Source organism: Streptomyces mayonensis (assembly GCF_018982965.1).
Classification (GTDB): Bacteria; Actinomycetota; Actinomycetes; order Streptomycetales; family Streptomycetaceae; genus Streptomyces; species Streptomyces mayonensis.
Genome location: NZ_JACBYP010000036.1, coordinates 43,277 through 68,553, shown reverse-complemented (window position 1 = coordinate 68,553; position 25,277 = coordinate 43,277). Strand labels below are relative to the sequence as shown.

Below are 25,277 nucleotides of genomic sequence, written 5' to 3'. Positions count from 1 at the left end.
GGCCCGGCACCCCGCCGCCAGCGGCACCGCCCCGGCCGCCCACTGCAGCGGTGTGCCGGGCCCGGCGTCCGGGACCGCCGCCAACAGCGGCAACGGCGGCAGCAGCGGGGCGGGAGCCGAGGCGAAGGGGCCCACGACATGCCCGGCGCCGAGCACGAACCCCGGACCGAGCGCGTACACCGCCGCCCACACCGCGGCGTTCGGCACCAGCGCCAGACAGAGCAGCAGCACGGCGAACCGTCCCGACCAGCCCTCCGTCAACCGCAGGAAGGCGTCCGCCGTGGTCGTGCCGTGCCACACCAACGACACCGCCAGCAACAGCGCCCCGCCCCCGACGAGCACCGCGGCACCGGCGCCCGCGGCGCGCGTCGCGGCTCCCAGGCGCGCGTCCGGTTCCACCACCAGCTCGCGCAGATCGCGCGGCAGTACGCGCAGTACCCGCCCCACCGGCCCGCCCGGCCGTCCGAACGCCGTCCACACCCCGGCGCCCGCCGCTCCCACGGCCACCAGCGGCAGACACACCGGCGCCCACCACCAGGAGGGCCGCAGCGCGCCGCCCTGCGCGTACAGCACGGCGGGCATGGCGACGGCCAGGTAGCCGAGCACGACTCCGGCCCAGGCGTTGCGCGCGGAGACGGGCGGCGGGCCGACATCCGGTACGCCCTCCATCCACGCCGGGCGCACACCCGCTCCCGCCTTCGCGCCCGACGTGCCGGACCCCACGGCCACGCCCACCCCGTCCCCGGGGTCCGTGGCGTCCCGGGCCGCCCGGTGCAGGAGCCAGACCGGCAGGAGGAGGAGCAGCAGCGGGGCGACGCCGACGGGCGCCGGGGTGCCGGAGAGCGTGTCGGCACGGACCAGTTCGGCTCCGTGCGCCAGCACCCACAGCGAGGCCGCGACGTGCAGGGCGCCGTCCGGGCCGCTGTCGGGGTACGGCGAGCTGATCCACAGCAGGGTCACGAGCGCGGCGCAGGACGCCAGTCCCAGGACTGCCGCGAACGCGCCGCCGAGGAGGCCGGCCGCCAGTCCGGGGGACCGGTCGCGCCACCGGGCGCGCAGGACGGCGAACGGGTTGGGGCGGGCGGTCGTCTGCATCACGCCCGCCATGCTCCCAACGACACGCGCTTTACCGGCGTAACGGGCGAAGCGCCGCTGTGTCGCTCAATATATGTTTATGTACTTTTTCGTACGAAGGGGTGCCTTGTGACACGGAGTCCTGCGACCCCGCTCCCGCCTCCCAAGGAACGCCGACGCCTGCGCGAGACCACCGCGCTGACGCAGACTCAGCTCGCGGTCCGGGTGAACGTCACCCCCGCGACGGTCCGTGCGTGGGAGAGCGGCCGCACGACACCACGCGGCCGCAAACGGGAGGCGTACGCGCTGTTGCTCAAAACCCTGGCCGAGGAGGAGAAACAGGCACAGGAACAAGAGCAGGAGCAGGAACAAGCGCAAGAACAAGAGCCCGACCGGACGCCGGCCCCCGACCCCGCCCAGGCCCCCGACCGAGCACCGGCACCCGCACCGGCCCGGGCACCGGCTTCCGCTTCGACACCGGCTTCCGCTCCGGCTCCGGCTCCGGCTCCGGCTCCGGCTCCGGAGGCAGAGACGGCGTCGGCACCCGGGGATCCCGCCCCCCTGACGCCCGCTCAGGCGTTCGACGCGTTGTACGAATTCAGCGCCCCCGCGCTCGTACGGCAGGCCTTCCTGCTGACCGGCCGTCGCGAGTTGGCCCGTGAGTCGGTGGAGCGTGCCTTCCAGACCGCCTGGGAGTGCTGGCCCGAGGTGGCGCGCGACCGCGACCCGGTGGGCTGGGTACGGGCGGCGGCGTACGAGTTCGCGCTCTCGCCCTGGCAGCGCTTCCGCCCGCGCCACCGGCAGCCGGAGCCGCCGCCCGCCGACCCCGGCGACCGGACACTGCTGAACACGCTGCTCAGGCTTCCGCCGCGGCACCGCCGCACGCTGGTGCTGTACGACGGGGTGGGCCTGGACCTGCCCGAGACGGCGGCGGAGACGGAGGCGAGCACCCCGGCGGCGGCGAACCGGCTGCTGCACGCCCGCGAGACCGTAGCCGGACGGCTGCCCGCCCTGGCCGATCCGCAGGTACTGCACCAGCGGCTGACCGAGCTGGCGTCGGCCGAGCGGCTGTGGTCGGCGAAGCCGCCCGGGGTGCGCAAGGGCGGCGAACGCCGGGCGCGGTTCCGTACCCGGGCCGCGATCGCCTTCACCGTCGCACTGATCGGAACCACGGCTCTGACCGTGCGCACCGCGCCGACCCACTACGAGCCGTCCGTGTCCCCGGGAGTGGCGGTGCGTGGGGTGCCGCCGCGCGTGGCACCGGGATCGCTGTCGCAGGAGGAGCGGGAGCTGCGCCAGAAGCTGCGCGACCAGCTGCAGGACGGACCGGAACGGCTGGCGCCGAGCCTCGAATGACCCGCGCCGGTACGCCGAGTGGCCCGCTCCCGGGAAGGGGGCGGGCCACTCGGTTCGGAGCAGGCGCTGGGCCGTGTGCCGGGCGGTGTCAGCCGGCCAGGACGGCGCGGGCGAGCTTCGCCGTCTCGGTCGGCGTCTTGCCGACCTTGACGCCGGCGGCCTCCAGGGCCTCCTTCTTCGCCTGGGCGGTGCCGGACGAACCGGAGACGATGGCGCCGGCGTGGCCCATGGTCTTGCCCTCGGGCGCGGTGAAGCCCGCGACGTAGCCGACGACCGGCTTGGTCACGTTGTCCTTGATGAAGTCGGCCGCGCGCTCCTCGGCGTCGCCGCCGATCTCACCGATCATGACGATCAGGTCGGTCTCGGGGTCGGCCTCGAACGCGGCGAGCGCGTCGATGTGCGTGGTGCCGATGATCGGGTCGCCACCGATGCCGACGGCGGTCGAGAAGCCGATGTCACGCAGCTCGTACATCATCTGGTACGTCAGCGTGCCGGACTTCGAGACCAGGCCGATGCGGCCCGGCTTGGTGATGTCGCCCGGGATGATGCCGACGTTGGACTGGCCCGGCGTGATGATGCCGGGGCAGTTCGGGCCGATGATCCGGGTCTTGTTGCCCTTCTTGCCGGCGTACGACCAGAAGGCGGCCGAGTCGTGCACCGCGATGCCCTCGGTGATCACGACGGCCAGCGGGATCTCGGCGTCGATGGCCTCGACGACGGCGTCCTTGGTGAACTTCTCCGGCACGAAGATGACGGAGACGTTGGCGCCGGTCTTCTCGATGGCCTCCTTGACGGTGCCGAAGACCGGTACCTCGGTGCCGTCGAAGTCCACGGAGGTGCCCGCCTTGCGCGGGTTCACGCCGCCCACGACCTCGGTGCCGTCACCGAGCATGAGCTTGGTGTGCTTCATGCCGGTGGCGCCGGTCATGCCCTGGACGATGACCTTGCTGTCCTTGTTGAGCCAGATAGCCATGGTGTGTTGGTGTCCTCGTCCTGAGTGCTTACTTGGCGGCGGCGTGAGCCAGCTCGGCGGCCTTGTCGGCCGCGCCGTCCATGGTGTCGACGCGCTGGACCAGCGGGTGGTCGGCGTCGGTGAGGATCTTGCGGCCCAGCTCGGCGTTGTTGCCGTCCAGGCGGACGACGAGCGGCTTCTCGACCTTCTCGCCGCGGTCCTCCAGGAGCTTCAGCGCCTGGACGATGCCGTTGGCGACCTCGTCGCAGGCGGTGATGCCGCCGAAGACGTTGACGAACACGGAGCGGACGTCCGGGTCGCCGAGGATGATCTCCAGGCCGTTCGCCATGACCTGGGCGGAGGCGCCGCCACCGATGTCCAGGAAGTTGGCGGGCTTGACGTTGCCGTGCGCCTCACCGGCGTACGCGACGACGTCCAGGGTGCTCATGACGAGACCCGCGCCGTTGCCGATGATGCCGACCTCGCCGTCGAGCTTGACGTAGTTGAGGTTCTTCTCCTTGGCGGCGGCCTCGAGCGGGTTGGCCGCGGCCTTGTCGTGGAGGGCCTCGAAGTCGGGGTGGCGGAACTCGGCGTTGTCGTCCAGCGACACCTTGCCGTCGAGGGCGATGACGTCACCGGAGGCGACCTTGGCCAGCGGGTTGACCTCGACCAGGAGGGCGTCCTCCTTGATGAAGGTGTCCCACAGCTTGACCAGGACGTTCACGACCTGGTCGGCGACCTCGGCCGGGAACTTGGCGGCCTCGACGATCTCGCGCGCCTTCTCCGGCGTCACGCCGTCGATCGCGTCGATCGGGGTCTTGGCCACGGCCTCCGGGCGCGTGGCCGCCACCTCCTCGATCTCCATGCCGCCCTCGACGGAGGCGATGGAGAGGAAGGTGCGGTTGGCACGGTCGAGGAGGAAGGAGACGTAGTACTCCTCGACGATCTCGGGCGCGGTCTCGGCGATCATCACCTTGTGGACCGTGTGGCCCTTGATGTCCATGCCGAGGATGTCCGTCGCGCGGGCGACGGCCTCGTCCGCCGAGGCGGCGAGCTTCACGCCGCCGGCCTTGCCGCGGCCACCGACCTTCACCTGAGCCTTGACGACGGACTTGCCGCCCAGACCCTCGGTGATCGCGCGCGCCGCCTCAGGCGTGTCGATGACTTCACCGGCCAGCACCGGTACATCGTGCTTGGCGAAGAGGTCCCTCGCCTGGTACTCGAACAGGTCCACGCGCTTCCGTCCCTATCAGTGATCTCGCGGTTCGTTGGATGCGTGGGCGTGCCGCGAAGGGCAACGTGACGTCCGCCGTGAGTCACAAGGGGGGCGCACACGGTGTCCGAGCGCGCGGCATGTCCGTCTCGCAGGTTATCGCCGGACGCGGGGGGTCTCTAAATCGCGGGTCACACCTGAGCGGTGATACCTGTCACATGATGCCGCGCTCCCTGGCACGCCGTGCCGGACACACGGCGCCGACCGGCGGCTCGGCAGGAGGCCCGGCAGTGGGCTCAACAGTGGGCCCGGCAGTGGGCTCAGCAGGGGCTGCGCCGAGTCGGCGTGGGACGTCAAGAAGCGGTCGGCGTGGGACTGCAGAGGCGGTGGGGCGTCGAAGGGGCCTCACCGGGCTGGGGTTGGCCCGGTGAGGCCCGGGTGCCTCGGGAGGCGCGCTGGGTTGCGGGTCTCCCGAGGCGTGGCACAGCTGGTACCCACCCCAATGGGTACCAGCCGGCCCGTCCGCGGAGTTCCGCCCGGAGGAGGGCCGACGGCTTTCGGCTCTCCGTCCGATGCTGTCGCTCCGCGGAGTCCTTGCGCGACCGCCGGGGCCGGCCGGAGGTGCGGCGGCGGTCGCGAACACCGCACGGAAGTAGGGGCCGGGAAGTACGGGCCTGGTCGCCGACGCACGCGGGTCCGCCGGAGACACCGACGCGGAGACGGCCGGGGCGGAGACGGCCGGGGCGGAGACGGCCGGGGCGGAGACGGCAGGGGGGAGACGGTCGGGGTGGAGACGTGGGGCAGGGACGTCCACCGGCGCCGTCGGGCGTCCGGGCGGCGGTGAGGGCGCGCGGATGACCGGTCACCGGGGGCGGCAGCCGGTCGTCGGAGGCGACCGGTCACGGAGGCCGGGCCGGTCGACGGCACCGGGCGGGAAACCGGGACGGCCCGCCGTACGCCTCGGGGCGTCTAGGCGGGAGAGACCGGAATGTCCCGGTACGGATCTCTGGTGCCCACCGCGTCGACCCGCACCGGGTCGGAGGCCACGAGCCGCAGGGGGATCCGGTGGTACGGAGTGACCGCGTACGCGTCGCCGTGGCGCGGCACTCCCTGATCGGCGCCGGAGGCGGTGCCGAGCGAACCGTCGGGGTCGCCCTGCGCCCCGTCGGCCTTCGCCCCGTCGGTGGCCGCGGGGCCCGCTCGGCCGGTTCCGGTACGGGCGTCCGGAAGCGCCGTCGCGCCGGCGCCGGACGCGGGGCCGTAGACGGTCCGGCCGGCGACCGAGGGGCCGTCCGCCGGGTCATCGGGAGCAGCGGCTCCGGACGAGTCGCCCGGCTTGTCGCCGTCGTCGGCCGCAGGCGCGAGGTCCGGTCCGTCCGGCGCCGGGCGCTCGGGGAGACCGGCCACTGCCTGCTGGTCCGGCGGTGGGGAGGAATCGCCGGCCCCCGAGAGGTCCGGGAGCACGGAGAGTGGCGGCAGGGACAGCGAGGGCAAGGGCAGCGACGAGGGAGGGGCCAGGCCCGGGGCCGGGGAGGAGGGCGAGTGGGCCGGGGGCGCGGAGGGAAGCGCCGACAACGCGTCCCGTGCCGTCGTCCCCACCTCCGCGGTCACCTTCCCCACCGTGTCGCCGACCGGCCGCACGACCCGCTCCTGCACCGACCTCACGGCATCTCCGGTCACCGGACGGAGGTCCGGCAGCACCGCGTCGGAGCCGTCGCCGCGAACGGCCGGAGCCCTTTCGACGGCGGGAGCCCTTTCGGCGGCCGGAGCACTTTCGACGGCCCGAACGCTCATGGCCCGGCCGACCGTACCCCCGAGGGGCGTCCCTCCGTCGGCGGCGTGGGCCTGTTCCGCGCAGAGCATCCCGAGCACGAACAACCCGCCGGCCAGCAGCGCCACGTGCAGCGCACGCCGCCCGGCCGCCGTGCGCATCACGCGCAGGGCGGCACCGGGCAGGACTGCTGACCAGCTCACGTGGGGAGGTTCCTCCCGTGCGGCGGACCGAGGCGCGAGCCGAACAGCGCGTGGAACAGTGCGTCCAACCGTGCGTCGGTCCAGGTGTCGAGGCATACAACGTGTCGAGGCATACATCGATTCACTGCCGAACGCCCGCCGATCCACGTACCGATTCACGTATCGGTCCACGTATCAGCCCACGTACCGATTCACGTATCGGTCCACGTATCAGCCCACGTACCGATTCACGTATCGGTGCACGTACCGATTCGCGTATCAGCCCACGTGCCGATTCGCGTACCGATCCGCATCCTGATCCGCGCATCGCCCGGCGTGTCGAACAACGCATCGATGCCGCGCGATCCTTGCACGGGACTCGGCGGGTAGCGCAAGCCCGGTCGCCGCCCGCGAGGGGCCCATGTCCGTTTTTCCGGAAGGAATCGGGCCACCTTTGTCGACAAGTCGTCACCCGGCATCGGGTATCGGCAGCGGCCGTCCCTCGATCGCCGCCGCCATCACCTCCGGGAAGAGGTCGGGCGTGCAGGCGAAGGCCGGTGCGCCGAGGGCGCCGAGCGCCGCCGCGTGTTCCCGGTCGTACGCGGGTGCCCCCTCGTCGGACAGGGCCAGCAGCGTCACGAACCGCACTCCCGCCGCCCGCATGGCCGCGACTCGCTTGAGCATCCCGTCCCGTATGCCTCCCTCGTACAGGTCACTGATCAGCACGACGACGGTTTCCGTGGGCCGGGTGATCCGCGACTGGCAGTACGCCAGCGCGCGGTTGATGTCCGTGCCGCCGCCGAGCCGGGTACCGAAGAGCACGTCGACCGGGTCGGCCAGCTGGTCGGTGAGGTCGACGACCGCCGTGTCGAAGACGACGAGGCGGGTGTCGATCGACCGCATCGACGCCAGCACCGCACCGAACACCGACGCGTACACGACGGACGCCGCCATCGAGCCGGACTGGTCCACGCACAGGACGACTTCCTTGCGCACGGACCGGGATGCCCGCCCGTGTCCGACGAGCCGCTCCGGCACGAGGGTGCGCTGCTCGGGAAGGTAGTGCTTGAGGTTGGCGGCGATCGTACGGTTCCAGTCGATGTCCTGGTGGCGGGGCCTGCGGACCCGTGCGCTGCGGTCCAGCGCGCCGGTGAGGGCAGCCCGGGTACGGGTCGCGAGCCGCCGCTCGAGGTCGTCCACGACCTTGCGTACGACGACCCGTGCCGTCTCCTTCGTCGTGTCCGGCATCGCCTTGTTCAGGGAAAGCAGCGTGCCGACCAGGTGCACGTCGGCCTCCACCGCCTCGAGCATCTCCGGCTCCAGCAGCAGCGTGGCCAGACCGAGCCGGTCGATCGCGTCCCGCTGCATGACCTGCACGACCGAGGAGGGGAAGTAGCCGCGGATGTCCCCCAGCCACCGCGCCACGGCCGGCGCGGAGGCTCCGAGCCCCGCCGAACGGTCCCGTCCCGCTCTCGGCGTTCCCTTCCCGTACAACGCGGCGAGTGCTCCGTCCATCGCCGCGTCCTGCCCGGTGAGCTTGTGCCCGGTACCGTCGGCCTCCTCGCCGCCGAGCACCAGCCGCCACCGCCGCAGCCGTTCCTGTGGGGCGCCGCTCTCCGTCGGCCCGGCCGTCATGCGTCCACCTCCACGAGGTCGTCCTCCCCTGCTTCGGGCCCGGCACGTCCCCCACGCCCGCGCCGCGCGCCCGTCCCGACGGCAACAGCGTCGGCGACCTCCGCCGTCCGTCCCGGCCAGCAGCAGCCGGATCACCGGCAGTACGGCGTCGGCGCGTCCGGTGTCCAGGCCGGGTGCGAACCCAGGCGTGCCGGACCCTGCCGTCGTCACGCTCCCCCGCGCCTCCGGTCCCCGCCGGACCAGCTCGCCCAGGCCGCGGCGTACCCCGGACTCGTAGGCGGAGAAGGTGCGCCGCAGCAGCGGCAGTACGTCCCGGAACGCCTCAGCCGGGACACCGGTCAGCCACGCGTCGACCAGTGCGAGCAGCCGTTCGTCGTGGAGCAGGAGCATGCCGCCCGAGCCGCCTCCGACGAAGCCCTGGATCCACGCCGCCGCGTCCTGCGGTGGTGTCCCCCGGGACAGGGCAAGGCCCATGAGCCGCGCGGCGGCCTCCGGGACCAGCTCCCCGTCGTCGAGCAGCAGCCGTACGGCACGCCCGCGGACGACGCCGGGCACGGTGTCCCGCGCGGAGAGGGTCCGCAGCACGGTCCGCCACCGGGACCGCAGGTCGCCGTGGCCGGGCGCGGAGCCGTGGACAACACCGGTACCGGTGCTCACGTCGGCGAGCAGGCCGACCGCTCCGTGCACGGCGTCCACATGACCGCGCATCTCCTCGGCCGCGTCGGCGCCCAGGCCGGCGCACGCGGCGGGCAGCCCGACGAAGATCCGCCCGGCGAGGCCCGCGGCGACCTCGGACAGTGCCCGGACGTCGGTGCCGCGCACATCGCCGTACCGCAGGGAGCGGACCAGGGCCGGCAGCGCCTGGGCCAGGTGTCCGACGTCGGTGTCGAGCGCCGCCCGGTCGGCCAGTATCCGCATCACCGGTGGCAACGCGTCCGGAAGTTCGGCCAGCAGGCAGCGTTCGGCGAGGGCCGTGACCTCGGCGAGCCCCCGCGCGCCCACCGCGTCCGCCTTCGCCCTGGCGGTCGCCGCGGTGAGCACGGTCGTGCCCCACACCCCGGCCTCGGCGACCCGCACCGACAGCTCCGGCTCCCAGCGCAGCCGCCACGTCTCCCGGAACGTGCCCGTGCTGCCCCGCGAGGCGGCCGGCTCCCCCCAGCCGACGCCGAGCAGTCGCAGCCGGTGCAGCAGTGTGCTGCGTCCGGCATCGCTCTCCTTGCGCAGATCGAGTTCGAGCTCGCGCTCCGCCGCCTGCGGTTTCAGCCGCAACCGCCGCTGGATCCGGGCCAGGTCCCGCTGCAGCGGCACTGCGGGCGCCCCCGTGGGGACCGCCCCCAGCACGTCCCCCACCACCAGGCGGTCGTGGATCAGCGCCAGCGGAACGTCCGAGCCGTCGCACATCACCGCCCGTACCGCGTCCGTCGTCTCGCCCAGTCCGGGCAGCGGGCGCCCGCGCAGCACCGCAAGGGTATCGGCGAGCCGCGCAGCCTCGATGACGTGCGCCGGAGAGACGGTCCGGCCCTCGGCCCGCAGCAGTCCGGCCACCTTGGTCAGCCAGCGCTCGACGGGCCGGTCGACGGCGCCGAACAGGTGCCCGTACCAGCCCGGCGACTCGATGCCCGCGCCGTACCCGCCGGTCCTGGAGAGCCGACGGTGGGTCCAGGGCACCCAGGTCATGTCCACCTTGACCCTGGGCAGCCCCTTCAGCAACGCCCGGTCGGCGGTTACGGGGACCCTGCGCCGCAGAGCGGGCACGTGCCACGCCCCGCACACCACGGCCACCCGCTGGTCGAACTCCCGCTGGGCCGCCCGCACCTGGAGCCGCATGTACGCCTCTCGCACCAGGTCCCGCTCGTGCGCGCCGCCTCGCTCGCCCTCCTCCCCGGTCTCCCGCAGTGCCGCCATGGCTTCCTCCAGCGCGGTGAACGGCGCGAGTGCGTCCCCGCCCCCGCCTCGGTCCCCGTCCCTGGCGCCCCGGTGTTCGACGATGTCCTCCCACCAGCGCTCGGGGTCGTCGTGGCCCGCGACCGCGGCGAGGACGGCGAGCGGATCGCCGCGGACGTCGGGCAGGACGGCCTCGGGCACGTCCCGCTGCCCCGGTCCGGTCTCACCCGGACCAGCCGGCCCGGGCTCCGTGCCCCTTCGCTCCTCTCCTGCCACCCGTTCCCTCGCCTTTCCGCCTTCCTGGTCCGCCTTTTCGCCTCCCTCGTCCCCGGCGCCCGGCGCATCCGCCCCCTCCCGGCCGTCCGCCCTGCCCGGGGCGTCCGCCGCCCTCCACGCCAGCGTGTGTGCGGCCGGGAGGTCGACGAAGCGGGCCGGTACGTCGTGTTCAAGGGCCCAGCGGACCGCCACCCACTCCGGGGAGAACTCGGCCATCGGCCAGAAGGCCGAACGCCCCGGTTCGTCCACAGCGTGGGCGAGCAGCGCCACCGGCGGACGCATCTCCGCGTCGGCCGCCAGCGGAATCAGGACGTCGGCCTCCGGCGGCCCTTCGATCAGTACGACCCGGGGCCGGGCCGCCTCCAGCGCCGCCCGCACGGCCCGCGCCGACCCCGGACCGTGATGCCGCACCCCCAGCAGCAACGGTCCGGCTCCGAACCCGACGGCTGCCCGCGGGCCTCCTCCTCCGCCCGGGCCACCGCCCCCGGCCGGGTCAGCACCCGACATGCCGTCCCCCTCGCTCACGGCTCCACCGCCGCCGGGTCCACGTCGAGTCCCCGTCGTCCCCCACAGAACCGATCACCGCTGCTCCCGTCTCGTGCCGCATCCGCGTCCCCATCCCCGTTACCGTCCCGGTCCTCGTCCTCGTCCTCGTCCGCTTCCCCATGCGGGTTCTCGGGCTGCTTGTCGTACTGCTTGTCGTACTGCGTGCCGTACTTTTCGTCCTGCTTCTCGTGCTGCTTGTCGTGCTGTTCACGCGTCGGCCTCGCGGCAGGCCCGGTAGAAGTCCTGCCAGCCCTCGCGCTCCCGGACCACCGTCTCCAGGTACTCCTGCCAGACGACCCGGTCGGCGGCCGGATCCCGGACCACGGCGCCGAGGACGCCTGCGGCGACGTCGCCTGGGCGCAGCACCCCGTCGCCGAAGTGGGCGGACAGTGCGAGTCCGCCGGTGACGACCGAAATGGCCTCGGCCGTCGACAGCGTGCCGCTGGGCGACTTCACCTTCGTACGCCCGTCACTCGTCAACCCGTCGCGCAGCTCCCGGAAGACGGTGACGACACGGCGGATCTCGTCGGCACCCCCGGGCGCCGGCGGCAGGTCGAGGGAACGGCCGATCTGGTCCACGCGACGCGTGACGATCCCGACCTCCGCCTCGACGCTCTCGGGCAGCGGCAGCACCACGGTGTTGAAGCGGCGTCGCAGAGCACTGGAGAGCTCGTTGACCCCCCGGTCGCGGTCGTTGGCCGTGGCGATCAGGTTGAAGCCGCGTACCGCCTGTACCTCCTGGCCCAGCTCCGGTATCGGCAGGATCTTCTCCGACAGAACGGTGATGAGGGTGTCCTGCACGTCGGCCGGGATACGGGTCAACTCCTCCACTCGGGCGGTCATGCCCTCCGCCATGGCCCGCATGACCGGGCTGGGCACGAGGGCGTCGCGGCTGGGGCCGTGGGCGAGGAGCTGTGCGTAGTTCCACCCGTAGCGGATGGCTTCCTCGGGGGTGCCGGCCGTTCCCTGCACCAGCAGGGTGGAATCCCCGCTGACGGCCGCGGCCAGGTGCTCGGACACCCAGGTCTTCGCGGTGCCGGGCACACCGAGCAGGAGAAGGGCACGGTCGGTGGCGAGGGTCGTGACGGCGACCTCGACAATGCGCCGCGGGCCCACATACTTGGGAGTGATCACCGTGCCGTCGGACAGGGTGCCGCCGAGCAGGTAGGTGGCGACGGCCCACGGCGACAGTTTCCAGCGGGCCGGACGCGGACGGTCGTCGCGCGCGGCCAGCGCCGCCAGTTCGGCTCCGAAAGCGGCCTCGGCGTGCGGCCGCAACGCCTCGACGGACGTCGATGGTGTGGTCGTCGGCTCTACAGACACAGGCATGGCTGAATCCCCCTCCAGCTCGGCCGGTTCGATCTGCCATCCACAGTGCACCACGCCACTGACAATGGCCCTGACCAGCAAAAACACCCACACAGAGCCCGTTGTCAGTGGTGGCACCTACCTTCGATGGCATGACTCAGCAGGGGGCGCGCTGGACCGTGGACCAGGTGCTGGCACTGGCGCCTGACGCCGCGTCACGCCAGGCGGCAGGCAGGCTCGGTGCTGCCGGTCCGTGGTCCGGGGTCGGAAGTTCCGGGGTGGAAGATTCCGACGGGTGGACGGCATGGGGACTGTGCAGGGACGGCAGCGGCAGCGAACCGTATCGGACGGTCGTGACGGTCGGGGACGGGTCCGGGCCGGTGTACCGGTGCGACTGCCAGGGCCGCGGGCTCCCGTGCGAGCACGCGCTGGGCCTGTTGTTGCTCTGGACGGGTGGCGACGGCGCGGTGCCGGAGGGGGACGCACCGGCCTGGGCCCGGCGATGGCTCGCCGAGGTGCAGGAGGGTTCGGCCCGGAGAAGGAAGGAGAGGCGGGAGAGGCGGGAGAGGCAGGAGCCGACGGCCGGTCCGCATCACGCGGTCGGCCCCGGCGCCACGGAGGCCGCTTGGCGACGTGCGGAGGAGCGGGCTGGTCGGATCACCGCGGGCGTGACGGACCTGGAACAACGGCTGACGGACCTGCTGCGCGGCGGCCTGGCCGGCGCGGAGCAGCCCGGGTACGCGCTGTGGGAGGAGACGGCGGCCCGCATGGTCGATGCCCAGGCGCCGGGACTGGCCTCCCGGGTACGGGAGTTGGGGACCATACCGGCCTCGGGCCCCGGCTGGCCGGTCCGCCTGCTGGAGGAGTGCGCTCTGCTCCACCTGCTGGGCCGTGGCTGGCTCCACCGCGAGCGGCTGCCGGACGGTCTGGCCGCGACGGTCCGCTCCCGCGTGGGACTGCCGACCTCGGCGGACGGTCCTCCGGTGCGGGACCGCTGGCTGGTCGTCGCGCGCTACGACACGGCGGACGCCCGGCTGACGACCCGTCGTACCTGGCTGTACGGGGTGGAGGAGGACCGCACTGTGCTGCTCCTCTCCTACGGTGCGAGCGGTCGGCCCCTGGAGCCTCCGCTGCCTGTGGGTCTGGCCCTCGACGCGGAGGTGTCGGCCCACCCGGACACGGGTCGTCGGCGAGTGGCCCTGGGCCGCCGGTTCGGACCGCCCGCACCCACGCCCGTACGCCCGGGCGGAGTGACGGCGTCCCGGGCCGCCGGCGTGTACGGCGAGGCGCTCCGTGAGGACCCGTGGCTGGAGTCGGTGCCGGTGACCCTGGAGCGAGTGGTCCCGGTGCCGGACGGCGACGCTTGGCAACTGGCGGACGCCGACTCCGACACGGCGCTGCCCCTCACCCCGGCGGCGGGCAACCGCCCTGGCCTGTGGCGTCTGGTCGCCCTGTCGGGCGGCGCGCCCGTGACGGTCTTCGGCGAGTGCGGCCACCGCGGCTTCACTCCGCTGACGGCCTGGCCGACGGGACCGGGCCGGGCAGTACCACTGTGCTGATACGCGCCACCGGAAGGGCCCGCGCGCGGAGAGCCGGCACCCGAGAGGGCCGGAAGGACCCGCGGACCTCGGGAACCGGACCGGGGCCCGGCGAGACCAGGCGATCATGAGGGGGGACGTATGACCACGGTGGAGGCAACGACCAAGGTGGATGCCATGACCAGGGTGGACGCCTTCCCGACCGGCGGCACCGGAGCAGCCGAGCCGACCGGCTGGGAGGCACTCGTCACTGCGGCCCTGCTCGGGACGGACCGGCGAACGCCGCCCGGGAGCGAGCCGGGTGCCGGCGCGCCGGGCGCGCTGCTGGACTCGGCCGCAGCCGAGACCGTCCGTCGGCGTGCGGGCCTGCGGCCGGCCCGTGCCGCGCGGCGCCCGGACCCCGCTCCGGAGGACCCCCGCCCCGTGCTGCCGGCCGATGCCGCCCACCGGCTGACCGTGCTGCTCGCCGACCGGCCCGGCCCGGCGGCCGTTGGGCGCCGGGGCAGCGCGCCGGATCTGATGGAGTTGCTGCCCCAGTGGCTGGCGACGGCCAACTCCCGCGGTTTCGCGGCCCCGCCCGAGGCCCTTCCGGCGCTGCTGGACGCCGCCCGGGGACGTACGGACCTGCGGCCGGCGGTACTGGCGTTCGCGGGGCCGCGTGCCGTCTGGCTGGCCCGGTTGAACCCGGACTGGCGGTTCGCGCTGCGGGCGACGCCTGGCGCCGGGCCCGTACCGCCCGGCCCCGGCGCCGCGGAGCGGGTGCGACGGCTCTGGGACGAGGGCCTGTTCGCCGAACGGGTAGCGTTGCTGGCGTCGCTGCGCGCCCGTGACCCCGGCGGTGCACGGGAGTTGCTGGCCGCGACCTGGGCGACGGAGCGGGCCGAGGACCGGCTGATGTTCCTCGACTCGCTGCGCACGGGGTTGGCTGCCACGGACGAACCCTTCCTGGAAGAGGCGCTGGCCGACCGCAGCCGCAACGTACGGGCGACCGCGGCGGAGCTGCTGTCGGCGCTGCCCGGTTCGACGCTGGCCGCGCGCATGGCGGCACGGGCCGCGACATGCGTGTCACTCGACCGCGCCCTCGCCCCGCCAGCCATAGCCGTCGAGGCGCCCCACGAGTGCGACGCGGGGATGGAGCGGGACGGCGTGGTACCCAAGCCCCCCGCGGGGCGGGGGGAACGGTCGTGGTGGTTCGGTCAGCTGGTGGACGCCGCTCCGCTGCGGACCTGGTCGGCGCGGCTCGGCGGCCGCAGCCCCGAGGAGATCGTGGCCCTGCCGGTGTCGGACGGCTGGCGAGGCGAGCTGCACGCGGCGTGGTGCCGGGCGGCAGTACGACAGCGCGACGGCGCGTGGGCGAGGGCACTGCTGGGGGCGCCCACGGCGCCCGAGGCCGGCGGTCCGGGTGCGGTGTCCCTGGCCGAGCGGGCGAAACTGCTCGGGACGCTGGAAGGGGAGGAACGGGCCGCGTGGGTGGCCGGGTTCATCGCGACGCACGGTCTGTCCGAGGCGTTCCAGCTGCTCGGCATGTGCGGGGTGCCATGGGCGGTGCCACTGGGGCGCGCGGTGGTGGACGCGCTCGAGATCGCCCGGGACGCCGGAAGCTACCCATGGAGCTTCAGCGGCGTCATGGGCCTGGCCGAGCGCTGCCTCGACCCGGCGGAGGCGAGCCGCCTCGACGCCTTGCTGGCGATACCCGACGAGTCGGAGGACGCGTCACCCGGAGCCGGGGGCTACTGGGCGGAGGCCTTCCAACGGCTCGTCACGACCCTGCGACTGCGGGCCGCCATGGCCGAGGAACTGGAGGGGGAAGGGTCGGTGTAGGACGGGATAGAAGGTGCCCCCCGGAGACGCCTGGACGGCCGGGTCGGCCCATGGCCCTCATCGGCCCGGCGGTGGCGGAACGTCCACGGGCCCCTGACACCGGACCGGCACCCAACTCGGCTCCGGCTCCGGCTCCGGCTCCGGCTCCGGCTCCGGCTCCGGCTCCGACAACGCCGTGTCGCCGAACAGGGACCGGGTCCGATGCCCCGCATGGGCTGCGGGAGCGCCTCCGCTGCACGAGGAGGGAGCAAGCACTTGGAAGGAGTTCGAAGGAGGAGGAAGAAGAAGGCGGCTACGCCTCCGCGTGCTCCCGGACGTTGGTCCGGACCCAGTCGACGATCGACGCCGTGGTCGCGCCGGGCGTGAAGATCTCCGCAACGCCCTTCTCCTTCAGCGGGGCGATGTCCGCCTCGGGGATGATCCCGCCTCCGAAGACCAGGATGTCGGCCGCGTCCCGCTCCCGGAGCAGTTCGATCACGGCGGCGAAGAGCGTGTTGTGGGCACCGGAGAGGATGGACAGCCCGATCGCGTCGGCGTCCTCCTGGATCGCCGTGTCCACCACCTGCTCGGGTGTCTGGTGGAGCCCGGTGTAGATGACCTCCATACCGGCGTCGCGCAGCGCCCGCGCGATCACCTTGGCCCCGCGATCGTGGCCGTCGAGCCCCGGCTTGGCCACCACCACGCGGATCGGACCGGCTGCCACACCCATCACTGCCTCCATGAAGCGATTACATCCATCCGTACCGACAAGTACCGCACACTTCGCCGACGCCGTACACACCGGCACGACACCCGCATGCACAGGTGGCGCGTCCACTGCACGAAGTGCACGGACCGCGCGTCCCCGCGGGCGCGAATGCCCCGTACGACAGCGCCCGAGGAAGTGAACGAACGTTATCTCCAGCATCCCGCAACCGACAGTTTCGCGGTGGATACAGAGGGGGAAATCACACATTGGGACTTGTTCGCCACGCACCGCCCGGGGCGCGGCGACCACACGCGCAGGAGAGCCGCGGCGAGGGCGGGTCAGCGGCGGACTTCGTCGACGTACCACGGGCAGATCACTGACATCACGGGGCGCATACACCCCTGGTCGGAAACGTCGGCGCACGACGCACCCGTCGGAACAAACCTCGCAAACCTCACCCTTCACCGGTGTCGCGGCGCTCCAACGAGGGCACACGGGGGACAGAGGCGTCCCTGCGCGTGCGGACAGGAGGCCGGCCAATGAAGGTCACCACGGCAGCACTGCCCCTTCTCCCGCTCTGTCAGCGATTTCTGCCCGGACTCCCCGGCATGCCGGGACTGCCCGCCGTACCCGGCCTGCCGGAACTGGCGAGCCTCCCGGGACGACTGACCGGCCTCTCCCTGAACCTCCTGAAGGCCAGTGCGCTGGAGGCCGCGATCCTCGCCGGGCACCTCCTGCTCTACCCCTCCGGCATCATCCAGGAGCGCCGAGCATCCGCTCCTGCCGCGCCCCCGGACCCCGCGGACCCGCGCCACTCCCCTGCCACGCCGCGCCTCCCGACCCCCGACCACCCGCCGGTCGTCCTGCTGCACGGGTTCATCGACAACCGCTCGGTCTTCCTGTTCCTGCGCCGCAGCCTGGCCCAGCACGGCAGGCACCAGGTCGAATCACTGAACTACTCGCCGCTGACCTGCGACATCCGCACCGCCGCCGAACTGCTCGGCCGGCACATCGAGGAGATCTGCGAGCGCACGGGCAGCGAGCGGGTCGACGTGGTCGGGCACAGCCTGGGCGGGCTGATCGGGCGGTACTACGTCCAGCGCCTCGGCGGTGACCAGCGGGTGCGCACGCTCGTGACGCTCGGCACCCCGCATTCCGGCACACGGGTGATCCCGCTGGCCAACGCGCACCCGATCGTCCGCCAGATGCGCCCGGGATCGGCAGTGCTCGACGAGCTGGCCCTGCCCGCAGCCGGCTGCCGTACGCAGTTCGTCAGCTTCTGGAGCGACCTGGACCAGGTGATGGACCCGCTGGAGACGGCCTGTCTCGACCACGCCGACCTGGCCGTACAGAACGTCAGGGTGAGCGGCGTCGGCCATCTCGCGCTGCCCGTGCACCCCGCCGTGGCGACCGGGATCAGGCAGGCACTCGACGCCATCGAGACGGAACCGGGCAAACGCTCCGGCGGCCTGACCGTCGCCTGACTCCGACACAACCCGTTCGGCTTCGAACAAATCTCGAACACAAAGCCAAGCCCGTGCCCGCGGACCGCCAAAACACGGCCGATTGCCCGTTTCCTGCGGCCGCGAAACCTGACGAAGATTGTCGCGCCCGTATACCGCCGGGTACAGTCGCCCGCACTGCTCTGGCAGCCCCTGTTGTCGAGGCGAAAGAGAAGTTGGTGAACGACCCTCACCCGTCGGGGACCACAACCACCCCGGCTCCGGCTTCCGATGCCACTTCGGCGCAGTACGCGTCGTACGGCGCACAGGAGGCCCAGTACGGGGATTTCACCACGTACACCGGTTACGACACGACCGGTTTCTCCACCGGCGCCGGTGCGTCGGCCGCCTTCGACACGGACCCTCTCTTCGGCAGCCTGCCGGGTGACGCCACCGGCACCTACGACGTCACCGGCTCGTACGCCACCACGGGTACGTACGACGCCACCCAGTGGTCCACGGGCAGCGGGCAGGTCCTGAACCACGACGTGTACGCGGCACAGCACCACGCCGCCTATGACACCGGGGCGTACGACACCACGACGTGGACGGCCGGTTACCAGCAGTCCGCCGCCATGCCGCCGCAGGCCACGGGCGCCGAGGCCACCGGTCAGTGGGACACCGGCGCCTGGGCCCACCCGGAAGCATCCGGCGATCCGGCCGACGGAACCCAGCAGTGGGACTGGGACACCCAGACGTTCGAAACCGGCACCTTCGAAACCGGCACCTTCGAAACCGGCGCCTACGGCACCGGGACCGTCGACACCGGTTCCTACGACACGGGCGCCTACGACACCAGCACCTTCGCCACCGGCACCTTCAACTCCGGCGGGTACGGCGGCGGCACCGTGGACACCGGCGCCTACGACGCCACGCAGTGGAACCCGGACGCGGCCACGGCGGACCCAGCGGAGCACTCGGCACCGGACAGCGCCCCCGACGCCACCGCCCTCGACGCCCCGCAGGGCCACGAGGAACCCGGCCCGGACGGCGGCGAGCCGGCCCACGCCGGCGAACTCCCCACCGTGACCGCGCTCCTGGACGACCAGGAGGAGATCACCCCCGCCGACCGGGTCCCCGCGGCCCGCACCGGCTCACGCGGCGGATCCGGTTCCCGCCGCCGCCAGCCCGCCAAGCGCTCCGCCCTGCTGACCATCGCCGTGCCGTCGGCCTGCGTGATGAGCGTCGCCGGCATCGCCGCCGCCTCCGTGGGCGGCCTGACCGGCGACGACGGCGCGGAAACCACGGCGGCCGCAGCTGACCCGGGTGAGGCGAAGGCCGCGCCGGTGAAGCCGTCCACCGCCAACAACAAGCTGGACACCCAGCTCACGAGTCTCGCCGCCGGAGCCGACGACTTCGCCGACCGGGCCAGCCGGACCCAGGAGCGCATCGACCTCAAGGCCGAGCAGGAGGCCGAGAAGAAGCGGGCGGCGGAGGAGGCGGCCCGCAAGGAGCGGCTGCGCCCCAAGTTCGCGCTCCCGGTCGCCCAGCACGGGCTCAGCGCGTACTACGGACAGGCCGGCATCAACTGGATGTCCGTGCACTCCGGCATCGACTTCCCCGTGTCGTACGGGACGAAGGTGATGGCCGCGACCGACGGGACCGTGCGCACGCAGTACAACAGCGCGTACGGGAACATGATGATCCTGACCGCGAAGGACGGCACGGAGACGTGGTACTGCCACCTCTCCAGCTACCAGGTCCCCTCCGGTACGACGGTGAAGGCCGGCGACGCGATCGCCTTCTCCGGCAACTCGGGCAACTCGACCGGCCCGCACCTGCACTTCGAGGTGCGTCCCGCGGGCGGCTCGGCCATCGACCCGCTCTCCTGGCTGCGCAGCCACGGACTCAACCCGCAGTAGGGTCCCGGGCGTTTCAGCAGGCAGGCCGGGCCCGGGCGGGCACCGCCGTCAGGACGACGGACCCCGCCCGCTCACTTCCCCGCCGTGCCCGGCCCTCAGAGCTTCTCCACCGGCGCGTACCGCAGCAGCAGCCGTTTGGGCTTGGTGTCCCCGAAGTCGACCGTCGCCTCCGCGTTGGACCCCGTGCCCTTGACGCCGACCACCGTGCCGAGGCCGAACTGGTCGTGCGTGACGCGGTCGCCGACCGCGAGCGAGACCGTGGGCTGGTCGGCGGAGGCCGACCTGCGCGTGGCGAAGCCGGACGCGCCCGACGCCGACGAGCGTGAGCGGGACGACGACAGCGAGGCCGCCACGCCCGAGACCGGCGCGGAGGGCGCGGGCCCGTTCGCCCCGGTGCGCTTCCACTCCAGGTGGGGCGCGGGGATCTCCTCCAGGAAGCGGGAGGGCGGGTTGTACGCGGGCTGGCCCCAGGCGCTGCGCAGCGTGGACCGGGTCAGATAGAGCCGCTCACGTGCGCGGGTGATCCCGACGTACGCCAGGCGCCGCTCCTCCTCCAGCTCCTTGGTCTGGCCGAGGGCGCGCATGTGCGGGAAGACGCCGTCCTCCATGCCGGTGAGGAAGACGACGGGGAACTCCAGGCCCTTGGCCGTGTGCAGGGTCATCAGCGTGACGACGCCGTCGCCGTCCTCCTCGTCGGGGATCTGGTCGGAGTCGGCGACCAGCGCGACCTGCTCCAGGAAGTCGGCCAGGGTGCCGCCCTCCTCGCCCTCGGCCCGCTCCTGTTCGAACTCCAGGGCGACGGCCGCCAGTTCCTGGAGGTTCTCGATACGGGTCTCGTCCTGCGGATCGGTGGAGGACTGCAACTCGGCGAGGTAGCCGGTGCGTTCGAGAATGGCCTCCAGGACGGTGGCCGGTCCGGCGCCGGACTCGACGACGGTCCGCAGGTCCTCCATGAGGGTGTTGAACCGCTTGACGGCGTTCGCGGAGCGCGCCGCCATGCCGTACGCCTCGTCGACGCGCCCGAGCGCCTGCGGAAAGCTGATCTTCTCGCGCTGGGCGAGTGCGTCGATCATCGCCTCGGCCCGGTCGCCGATGCCCCGCTTGGGGACGTTGAGGATGCGGCGCAACGGCACCGAGTCCTCCGGGTTGGCCAGCACCCGCAGGTAGGCCAGGACGTCCCGGACCTCCTTGCGCTCGTAGAAGCGGACACCGCCGACGACCTTGTAGGGCAGGCCGACGCGGATGAAGACCTCTTCGAAGACACGGGACTGGGCGTTGGTCCGGTAGAAGACGGCGACGTCCCCGGCCTTGGCCTCGCCCGCGTCGGTGAGGCGGTCTATCTCGTCGGCGACGAACTGGGCCTCGTCGTGCTCGGTGTCGGCGACGTACCCGGTGATCTGCGCACCGTTGCCCTGCTGGGTCCAGAGGTTCTTGGGGCGGCGGGACTCGTTGCGCTCGATGACCGCGTTGGCGGCGCTGAGGATGGTCTGGGTGGAGCGGTAGTTCTGCTCCAGGAGGATCGTCGTGGCGTCCGGGTAGTCCTCCTCGAACTGGAGGATGTTGCGGATGGTGGCGCCGCGGAAGGCGTAGATCGACTGGTCGGCGTCGCCCACCACGCACAGCTCGGCGGGTGGGACCTCGGCCTCGGGCGGCACGTCGACGGGGTGCTCCGAGGGGGTGCCGACCAGCTCGCGCACCAGTGCGTACTGGGCGTGGTTGGTGTCCTGGTACTCGTCGACCAGGACGTGCCGGAAGCGGCGGCGGTAGTGCTCGGCGACGTCCGGGAAGGCGCGGAGCAGATTGACCGTCGTCATGATCAGGTCGTCGAAGTCGAGGGCGTTGGCCTCGCGCAGCCGCGACTGGTAGAGGGCGTACGCCTGGGCGACGCTCTTCTCGAAGCCGTCGGCCGCCTGTGCGGCGAAGTCCTCCTCGTCGATCAGCTCGTTCTTCAGGTTGCTGACCTTGGCGCTGAAGGACTTCGGCGGGAAGCGCTTGGGGTCCAGGTCCAGGTCGCGGCAGACCAGCGCCATCAGGCGCTTCGAGTCGGCGGCGTCGTAGATGGAGAACGACGACGTGAAGCCCAGTTTCTTCGACTCGCGGCGCAGGATGCGGACGCACGCGCTGTGGAAGGTCATCACCCACATCGCGTTCGCGCGCGGCCCGACGAGCTGCTCGACGCGCTCCTTCATCTCGCCCGCGGCCTTGTTGGTGAAGGTGATGGCGAGGATCTGCCCCGGGTGGACGCTCCGCTCGGCCAGCAGGTGGGCGATGCGGTGGGTGAGTACCCGGGTCTTGCCGGAGCCGGCACCGGCCACGATGAGCAGCGGGGAGCCGGAGTGGACGACGGCGGCGCGCTGGTTCTCGTTCAGCCCGTCCAGGAGGGCGGCCGGGTCGAGGACCGGGCGGGGGGCGCCGTCCCGGTAGTGGGTGTCCCGGTCCGGCGGCACGTCGAACTTCCCGGCGAACAGATCGTGCGGGACCTGCTCCGGTCCGTGATCGTCCTCGGGCGGAGGCGGAGGCTCCTCCTCGTGACCCCTGGGGGTCTGGAGGCTCGCCAGGAAGTTGTCGTCAAAGAGGCTGCTCATCGCTCTCCGAGTCTAGGGCGCCCCACTGACAACCCGGCGCCACCCCGGAAAATGCCCGGTATTCCGGCGCCGGGCACGCCCGCGACAGGCAGGAACACGAAGAGTGACGCACGCGGCCGCAGTGCGGCACGCAGACGGAAGGTCACGAAAATGTATCGGGCATATCACCCACCAACCTTCACAGCGGCCACACCAGTTGGCTACGGTGCGGGCAGGCCGCTCGACCCCCTCCGGCGAACCTCGCCGGGCCGCGCGGCCTCCGCTCAATCCGGTGTGCCCGCACGGCACCCGGAGCCGGGGACCCGACCGAGATCTTTGGGGTGAATCGGCCGCACCGCCCTCCACGAGGACGGTCCGCCGTAGGGCAACCCTTCCGCGCACCACCGCCCGAACCCGACAGCTAACCCGGTAGGCGGAGCACTGGAAGGAGTCGCCTCCTTGGCGTCGCACCGCAAGTCGCGCCCCGCCGGCACGCGCGTCGCAGGCATACGGACCCCCGCCCTCGCCACGGCCGCCCTCACCTCCGTGGCCCTGCTGTCCCAGACGGCGAACGCCGCGCCGTCGGACGACCGCCCGAGCCTCGAAGAGGTGGAGAAGAAGGTCGACGACCTGTACCGCCAGGCCGGCTCGGCGACCGAGAAGTACAACGCGGCCAAGGAGAAGACCTCCAAGCAGCGCAAGAAGGTCGACACCCTCCTCGACGACGTCGCCCAGCGCACCCAGAAGCTCAACGACGCGCGCACGGAGCTGGGTTCCTTCGCCTCCGCCCAGTACCGCACGGGCGCGTCGGTCCCCGACACCGCGACCCTGCTGCTCGCGGACTCGCCGCAGGACTACTTCGACCAGAACCAGCTGATGAACCGCCTCACCGGCCGTCAGAAGAACGCGGTCGACGACTACGTCACCCAGCAGTCCGAGACGATGAAGAAGCGCCGGGAGGCCACGGCGAGCCTCGACACGCTCACCGACTCGCAGAACGACCTGAAGACGGCCAAGTCGACCGTCCAGAAGAAACTCGCCACCGCGCGGGAGCTGCTTTCCGAGCTGACCGCCGAGGAGAAGGCCCGGCTCGCGGCGATCGAGAAGAAGAAGCAGGAGGAGGCCGCCCGCAAGGCCGCCGAGCTGGCGAAGCAGCAGGAGGCGGAGCGCAAGCAGCAGGAAGAGGCCGCCCAGCAGCAGGAGAGCGGCTCCTCCTCCGGTTCGCCGGAGTCGTCGGCGCCCGGCTCCTCGAACGGCACCAAGGCCGAGAAGGCGCTCGCCTTCGCCCAGGCCCAGATCGGCAAGCCGTACGTCTGGGGCGCCACCGGCCCCGGCTCCTACGACTGCTCGGGCCTCACCCAGGGCGCCTGGAAGGCCGCCGGGGTGACGCTGCCGCGCACCACCTACGACCAGGTCAACGCCGGCACGACGGTCTCCGTCTCCCAGGCACAACCCGGTGACCTGGTCTTCTTCTACGACGACATCAGCCACGTCGGCCTCTACATCGGCGACGGCAAGATGATCCACGCCCCGAAGCCGGGCGCGTACGTCCGGGAGGAGTCGATCTTCTACGACGGCGAGTCGTCGATCCACAGCGTGGTGCGCCCGGCCTGACGGGCCCGCTCTCTAGCATCGGGGCATGTCGTCCGGCACCTCCTCCTCCCCGTTGCGCATCTGGTGGGCCCAGCGTCCACCGGCGGCCGGGGCCGCGGTCATGGCGACCGGCATCGTGTCGGTCGCCCTGCACCTGACCGGCCACGAGGCGCTGTCCCGGACCGCCCTGGTCCTGGCCTGCGTCGCGTGGGTGGCGCTCGCGGCGGCCTTCGTCCACCTGCTGCTCGCCGATCGGGCCCGGTGGGTGACGCGGGCTGGGACGCCGGGCACGCTGGCCGCGGTCGCCGCGACGACCGTTCTCGGCACCCGCTTCTCACTGCTCGGCCGGGCGTCGCTCGCGGCGGGGCTCCTGGCCCTGGCCGCGCTGCTGTGGCTGGGGCTGCTGGTGCCGGTCGTACGGCACTGGGGGCGCAGGATGCCCGGGGCGGTGTTCCTGGGGTGCGTGGCCACGGAGGGGCTCGCCGTGCTCGGCGCCACGCTGGCCGCGGCCACTTCGACGGCCCGGCTGGCACACGCGGCGCTCGTGCCGTTCTGGCTGGGGATCGTGCTCTACCTGGTCGCGCTGTTCCGCTTCGATCTGCGCCAGGTGGTACGGGGCCGCGGCGACCACTGGGTGGCGGGCGGAGCGCTCGCCATCTCCGCCCTGGCCGGCGCCAAGCTGCTGGCGGCGGCCGGGACGGGCATGTACTTGTGGAACGCCGACGACCAGGCAGTCCTGCACGACGTGACCGTCTTCCTGCTCGCCCTCGACCTGGCCTGGTACGCCGTGCTCCTGGCCGCCGAGATCGCGTGGCCCCGCCCGGGCTACGACGTGCGCCGCTGGTCGACCGTCTTCCCGCTCGGCATGACGGCGGCCGCGACGCTGTCCGTCGCGGCCGTCCTCGACGCGCCCTGGCTCGACGCGCCGGGTGACGCGCTGCTGTGGATCGCGGTGGCCGGGTGGCTGGCGGTCGCGGCCGGGGCGGTCGTCCGGGCCAGGTCCGGACTGCGGTCCGCAGCGTCGGAAGCCTCCGTGATCAGGTCCACAGCACCGCGATGAAGATGTTCGCGACGGTCAGCAGGCCCACCAGGCCGAAGAGCGGCTTCTCCACCTTCTCGTCGTCGCGCTTGACGTAGACCAGCCCGAGGATCACGACCAGGAGGGCGAGCTTCACGCCGATCTTGACGTTGTCGACGGAGTAGTCCTGGGCCTGGTTGAGACCGACCAGGACGGCACCGGTGACCAGCATCGTCAGCGCACCGTGCAGCATGGCGGGCGTGAACCGCGCGGCGTCCTGCCCCATCGCCTTCATCTGGGTCAGGAAACCGCCGAGGAGCGCGGCGATACCGACGATGTGCAGACCGACGAAAATGTGGATGAGTACGTCCATGGGGCCGGAGCCTAACGAGCGTCCGCGGACACCCCGACACCGGCCCGCCCCGCCCCCTGACCCGGTGCCTGAGGTCCCATAGCAGCTCAACTCCCCCTTCCGTCCCGGTCCCGCACATCGG

Annotated in this window: 16 protein-coding genes, 1 pseudogene and 1 riboswitch; of the genes and pseudogenes, 7 read left to right on the top strand and 10 right to left on the bottom strand. The window is 72.5% G+C overall.

The window, feature by feature from the left end:
- The coding region (locus HZS56_RS16420; RefSeq protein ID WP_216721433.1) for a cell division protein PerM at positions 1-1,107 on the bottom strand (1,107 nt) is incomplete at its 3' end.
- A gap of 96 nt (positions 1,108-1,203) precedes the next feature.
- On the opposite strand from HZS56_RS16420, the gene HZS56_RS16415 reads away from it, so the two are divergent.
- On the top strand, positions 1,204-2,430 hold the full coding sequence (locus HZS56_RS16415; protein ID WP_216721432.1) for a helix-turn-helix domain-containing protein: 1,227 nt from the start codon (positions 1,204-1,206) through the stop codon (positions 2,428-2,430).
- Positions 2,431-2,518: 88 nt separating this feature from the next.
- On the opposite strand, the gene sucD is transcribed toward HZS56_RS16415, so the two are convergent.
- The 6 genes and pseudogenes from sucD to HZS56_RS16390 all read right to left on the bottom strand — a co-directional run bounded on the left by sucD (position 2,519) and on the right by HZS56_RS16390 (position 12,218).
- Positions 2,519-3,403, bottom strand: coding sequence for a succinate--CoA ligase subunit alpha (gene sucD, locus HZS56_RS16410; RefSeq protein WP_216721431.1), 885 nt, complete (start codon positions 3,401-3,403; stop codon positions 2,519-2,521).
- Positions 3,404-3,431: 28 nt separating this feature from the next.
- The gene (sucC, locus tag HZS56_RS16405; RefSeq protein WP_216721430.1) at positions 3,432-4,616 is read right to left on the bottom strand and encodes an ADP-forming succinate--CoA ligase subunit beta; all 1,185 of its coding nucleotides are present in this window, start codon (positions 4,614-4,616) and stop codon (positions 3,432-3,434) included.
- Positions 4,617-5,564: 948 nt separating this feature from the next.
- A complete protein-coding gene (locus HZS56_RS16400; protein ID WP_216721429.1) occupies positions 5,565-6,569 on the bottom strand; it encodes a hypothetical protein in 1,005 nt (334 codons plus the stop codon).
- A 447-nt stretch (positions 6,570-7,016) separates the two neighbouring features.
- Positions 7,017-7,796, bottom strand: a complete 780-nt coding sequence (locus HZS56_RS39075; RefSeq protein WP_253914358.1) for a VWA domain-containing protein — start codon at positions 7,794-7,796, stop codon at positions 7,017-7,019.
- Between the two features lie 486 nt (positions 7,797-8,282).
- Positions 8,283-10,850: pseudogene (locus HZS56_RS16395) on the bottom strand (DUF5682 family protein); the annotation flags it as partial.
- A gap of 246 nt (positions 10,851-11,096) precedes the next feature.
- The gene (locus tag HZS56_RS16390; protein WP_216721427.1) at positions 11,097-12,218 is read right to left on the bottom strand and encodes an ATP-binding protein; all 1,122 of its coding nucleotides are present in this window, start codon (positions 12,216-12,218) and stop codon (positions 11,097-11,099) included.
- A gap of 131 nt (positions 12,219-12,349) precedes the next feature.
- Between HZS56_RS16390 and HZS56_RS16385 the strand changes: the two genes are divergently transcribed.
- Together HZS56_RS16385 and HZS56_RS16380 are read left to right on the top strand one after the other, a co-directional pair.
- Complete coding sequence (locus HZS56_RS16385; RefSeq protein ID WP_216721426.1) at positions 12,350-13,756, top strand: SWIM zinc finger family protein; 1,407 nt, start codon at positions 12,350-12,352, stop codon at positions 13,754-13,756.
- Positions 13,757-13,912: 156 nt separating this feature from the next.
- Positions 13,913-15,556: a DUF5691 domain-containing protein gene (locus HZS56_RS16380; protein WP_216721436.1), complete on the top strand. Its 1,644-nt coding sequence runs from the start codon at positions 13,913-13,915 to the stop codon at positions 15,554-15,556.
- 292 nt (positions 15,557-15,848) lie between these two features.
- Here the strand turns inward: HZS56_RS16380 and icmB are convergent, their stop codons facing one another.
- Positions 15,849-16,265, bottom strand: coding sequence for a coenzyme B12-dependent isobutyryl CoA mutase small subunit (gene icmB, locus HZS56_RS16375; protein WP_216721435.1), 417 nt, complete (start codon positions 16,263-16,265; stop codon positions 15,849-15,851).
- A 518-nt stretch (positions 16,266-16,783) separates the two neighbouring features.
- On the opposite strand from icmB, the gene HZS56_RS16370 reads away from it, so the two are divergent.
- Together HZS56_RS16370 and HZS56_RS38905 are read left to right on the top strand one after the other, a co-directional pair.
- Entirely contained in the window at positions 16,784-17,728 is a 945-nt protein-coding gene (locus HZS56_RS16370) for a lipase family alpha/beta hydrolase (protein ID WP_216721425.1), read from the top strand.
- A 197-nt stretch (positions 17,729-17,925) separates the two neighbouring features.
- Positions 17,926-19,608 carry a M23 family metallopeptidase gene (locus HZS56_RS38905; protein WP_216721424.1) on the top strand — a complete coding sequence of 561 codons (1,683 nt, stop codon included), beginning with the start codon at positions 17,926-17,928 and terminating at the stop codon, positions 19,606-19,608.
- A gap of 95 nt (positions 19,609-19,703) precedes the next feature.
- Here the strand turns inward: HZS56_RS38905 and pcrA are convergent, their stop codons facing one another.
- A complete protein-coding gene (gene pcrA, locus HZS56_RS16360) occupies positions 19,704-22,193 on the bottom strand; it encodes a DNA helicase PcrA (protein WP_216721423.1) in 2,490 nt (829 codons plus the stop codon).
- A 250-nt stretch (positions 22,194-22,443) separates the two neighbouring features.
- A riboswitch (cyclic di-AMP (ydaO/yuaA leader) is annotated at positions 22,444-22,625 on the top strand.
- Positions 22,626-22,631: 6 nt separating this feature from the next.
- Here pcrA and HZS56_RS16355 point away from each other — a divergent pair.
- Positions 22,632-23,786: a C40 family peptidase gene (locus HZS56_RS16355; protein WP_216721422.1), complete on the top strand. Its 1,155-nt coding sequence runs from the start codon at positions 22,632-22,634 to the stop codon at positions 23,784-23,786.
- A gap of 25 nt (positions 23,787-23,811) precedes the next feature.
- Positions 23,812-24,825, top strand: coding sequence for a tellurite resistance/C4-dicarboxylate transporter family protein (locus tag HZS56_RS16350; protein ID WP_216721421.1), 1,014 nt, complete (start codon positions 23,812-23,814; stop codon positions 24,823-24,825).
- Here the strand turns inward: HZS56_RS16350 and HZS56_RS16345 are convergent.
- On the bottom strand, positions 24,803-25,156 hold the full coding sequence (locus tag HZS56_RS16345) for a hypothetical protein (RefSeq protein ID WP_216721420.1): 354 nt from the start codon (positions 25,154-25,156) through the stop codon (positions 24,803-24,805). The two genes, HZS56_RS16350 and HZS56_RS16345, sit on opposite strands and share 23 nt — an antisense overlap.
- Between the last annotated feature and the right edge of the window lie 121 nt (positions 25,157-25,277).

Coding starts and splice junctions, on each gene's coding strand:
- sucD (WP_216721431.1), bottom strand. CDS start 3,403: ATGGCTATCTGGCTCAACAAGGACAGCAAGGTCATCGTCCAGGGCATG.
- icmB (WP_216721435.1), bottom strand. CDS start 16,265: ATGGGTGTGGCAGCCGGTCCGATCCGCGTGGTGGTGGCCAAGCCGGGG.
- HZS56_RS16385 (WP_216721426.1), top strand. CDS start 12,350: ATGACTCAGCAGGGGGCGCGCTGGACCGTGGACCAGGTGCTGGCACTG.
- pcrA (WP_216721423.1), bottom strand. CDS start 22,193: ATGAGCAGCCTCTTTGACGACAACTTCCTGGCGAGCCTCCAGACCCCC.
- HZS56_RS16390 (WP_216721427.1), bottom strand. CDS start 12,218: ATGCCTGTGTCTGTAGAGCCGACGACCACACCATCGACGTCCGTCGAG.
- HZS56_RS16350 (WP_216721421.1), top strand. CDS start 23,812: ATGTCGTCCGGCACCTCCTCCTCCCCGTTGCGCATCTGGTGGGCCCAG.
- HZS56_RS16370 (WP_216721425.1), top strand. CDS start 16,784: ATGAAGGTCACCACGGCAGCACTGCCCCTTCTCCCGCTCTGTCAGCGA.
- HZS56_RS39075 (WP_253914358.1), bottom strand. CDS start 7,796: ATGCCGGACACGACGAAGGAGACGGCACGGGTCGTCGTACGCAAGGTC.
- HZS56_RS16380 (WP_216721436.1), top strand. CDS start 13,913: ATGACCAGGGTGGACGCCTTCCCGACCGGCGGCACCGGAGCAGCCGAG.
- HZS56_RS16345 (WP_216721420.1), bottom strand. CDS start 25,156: ATGGACGTACTCATCCACATTTTCGTCGGTCTGCACATCGTCGGTATC.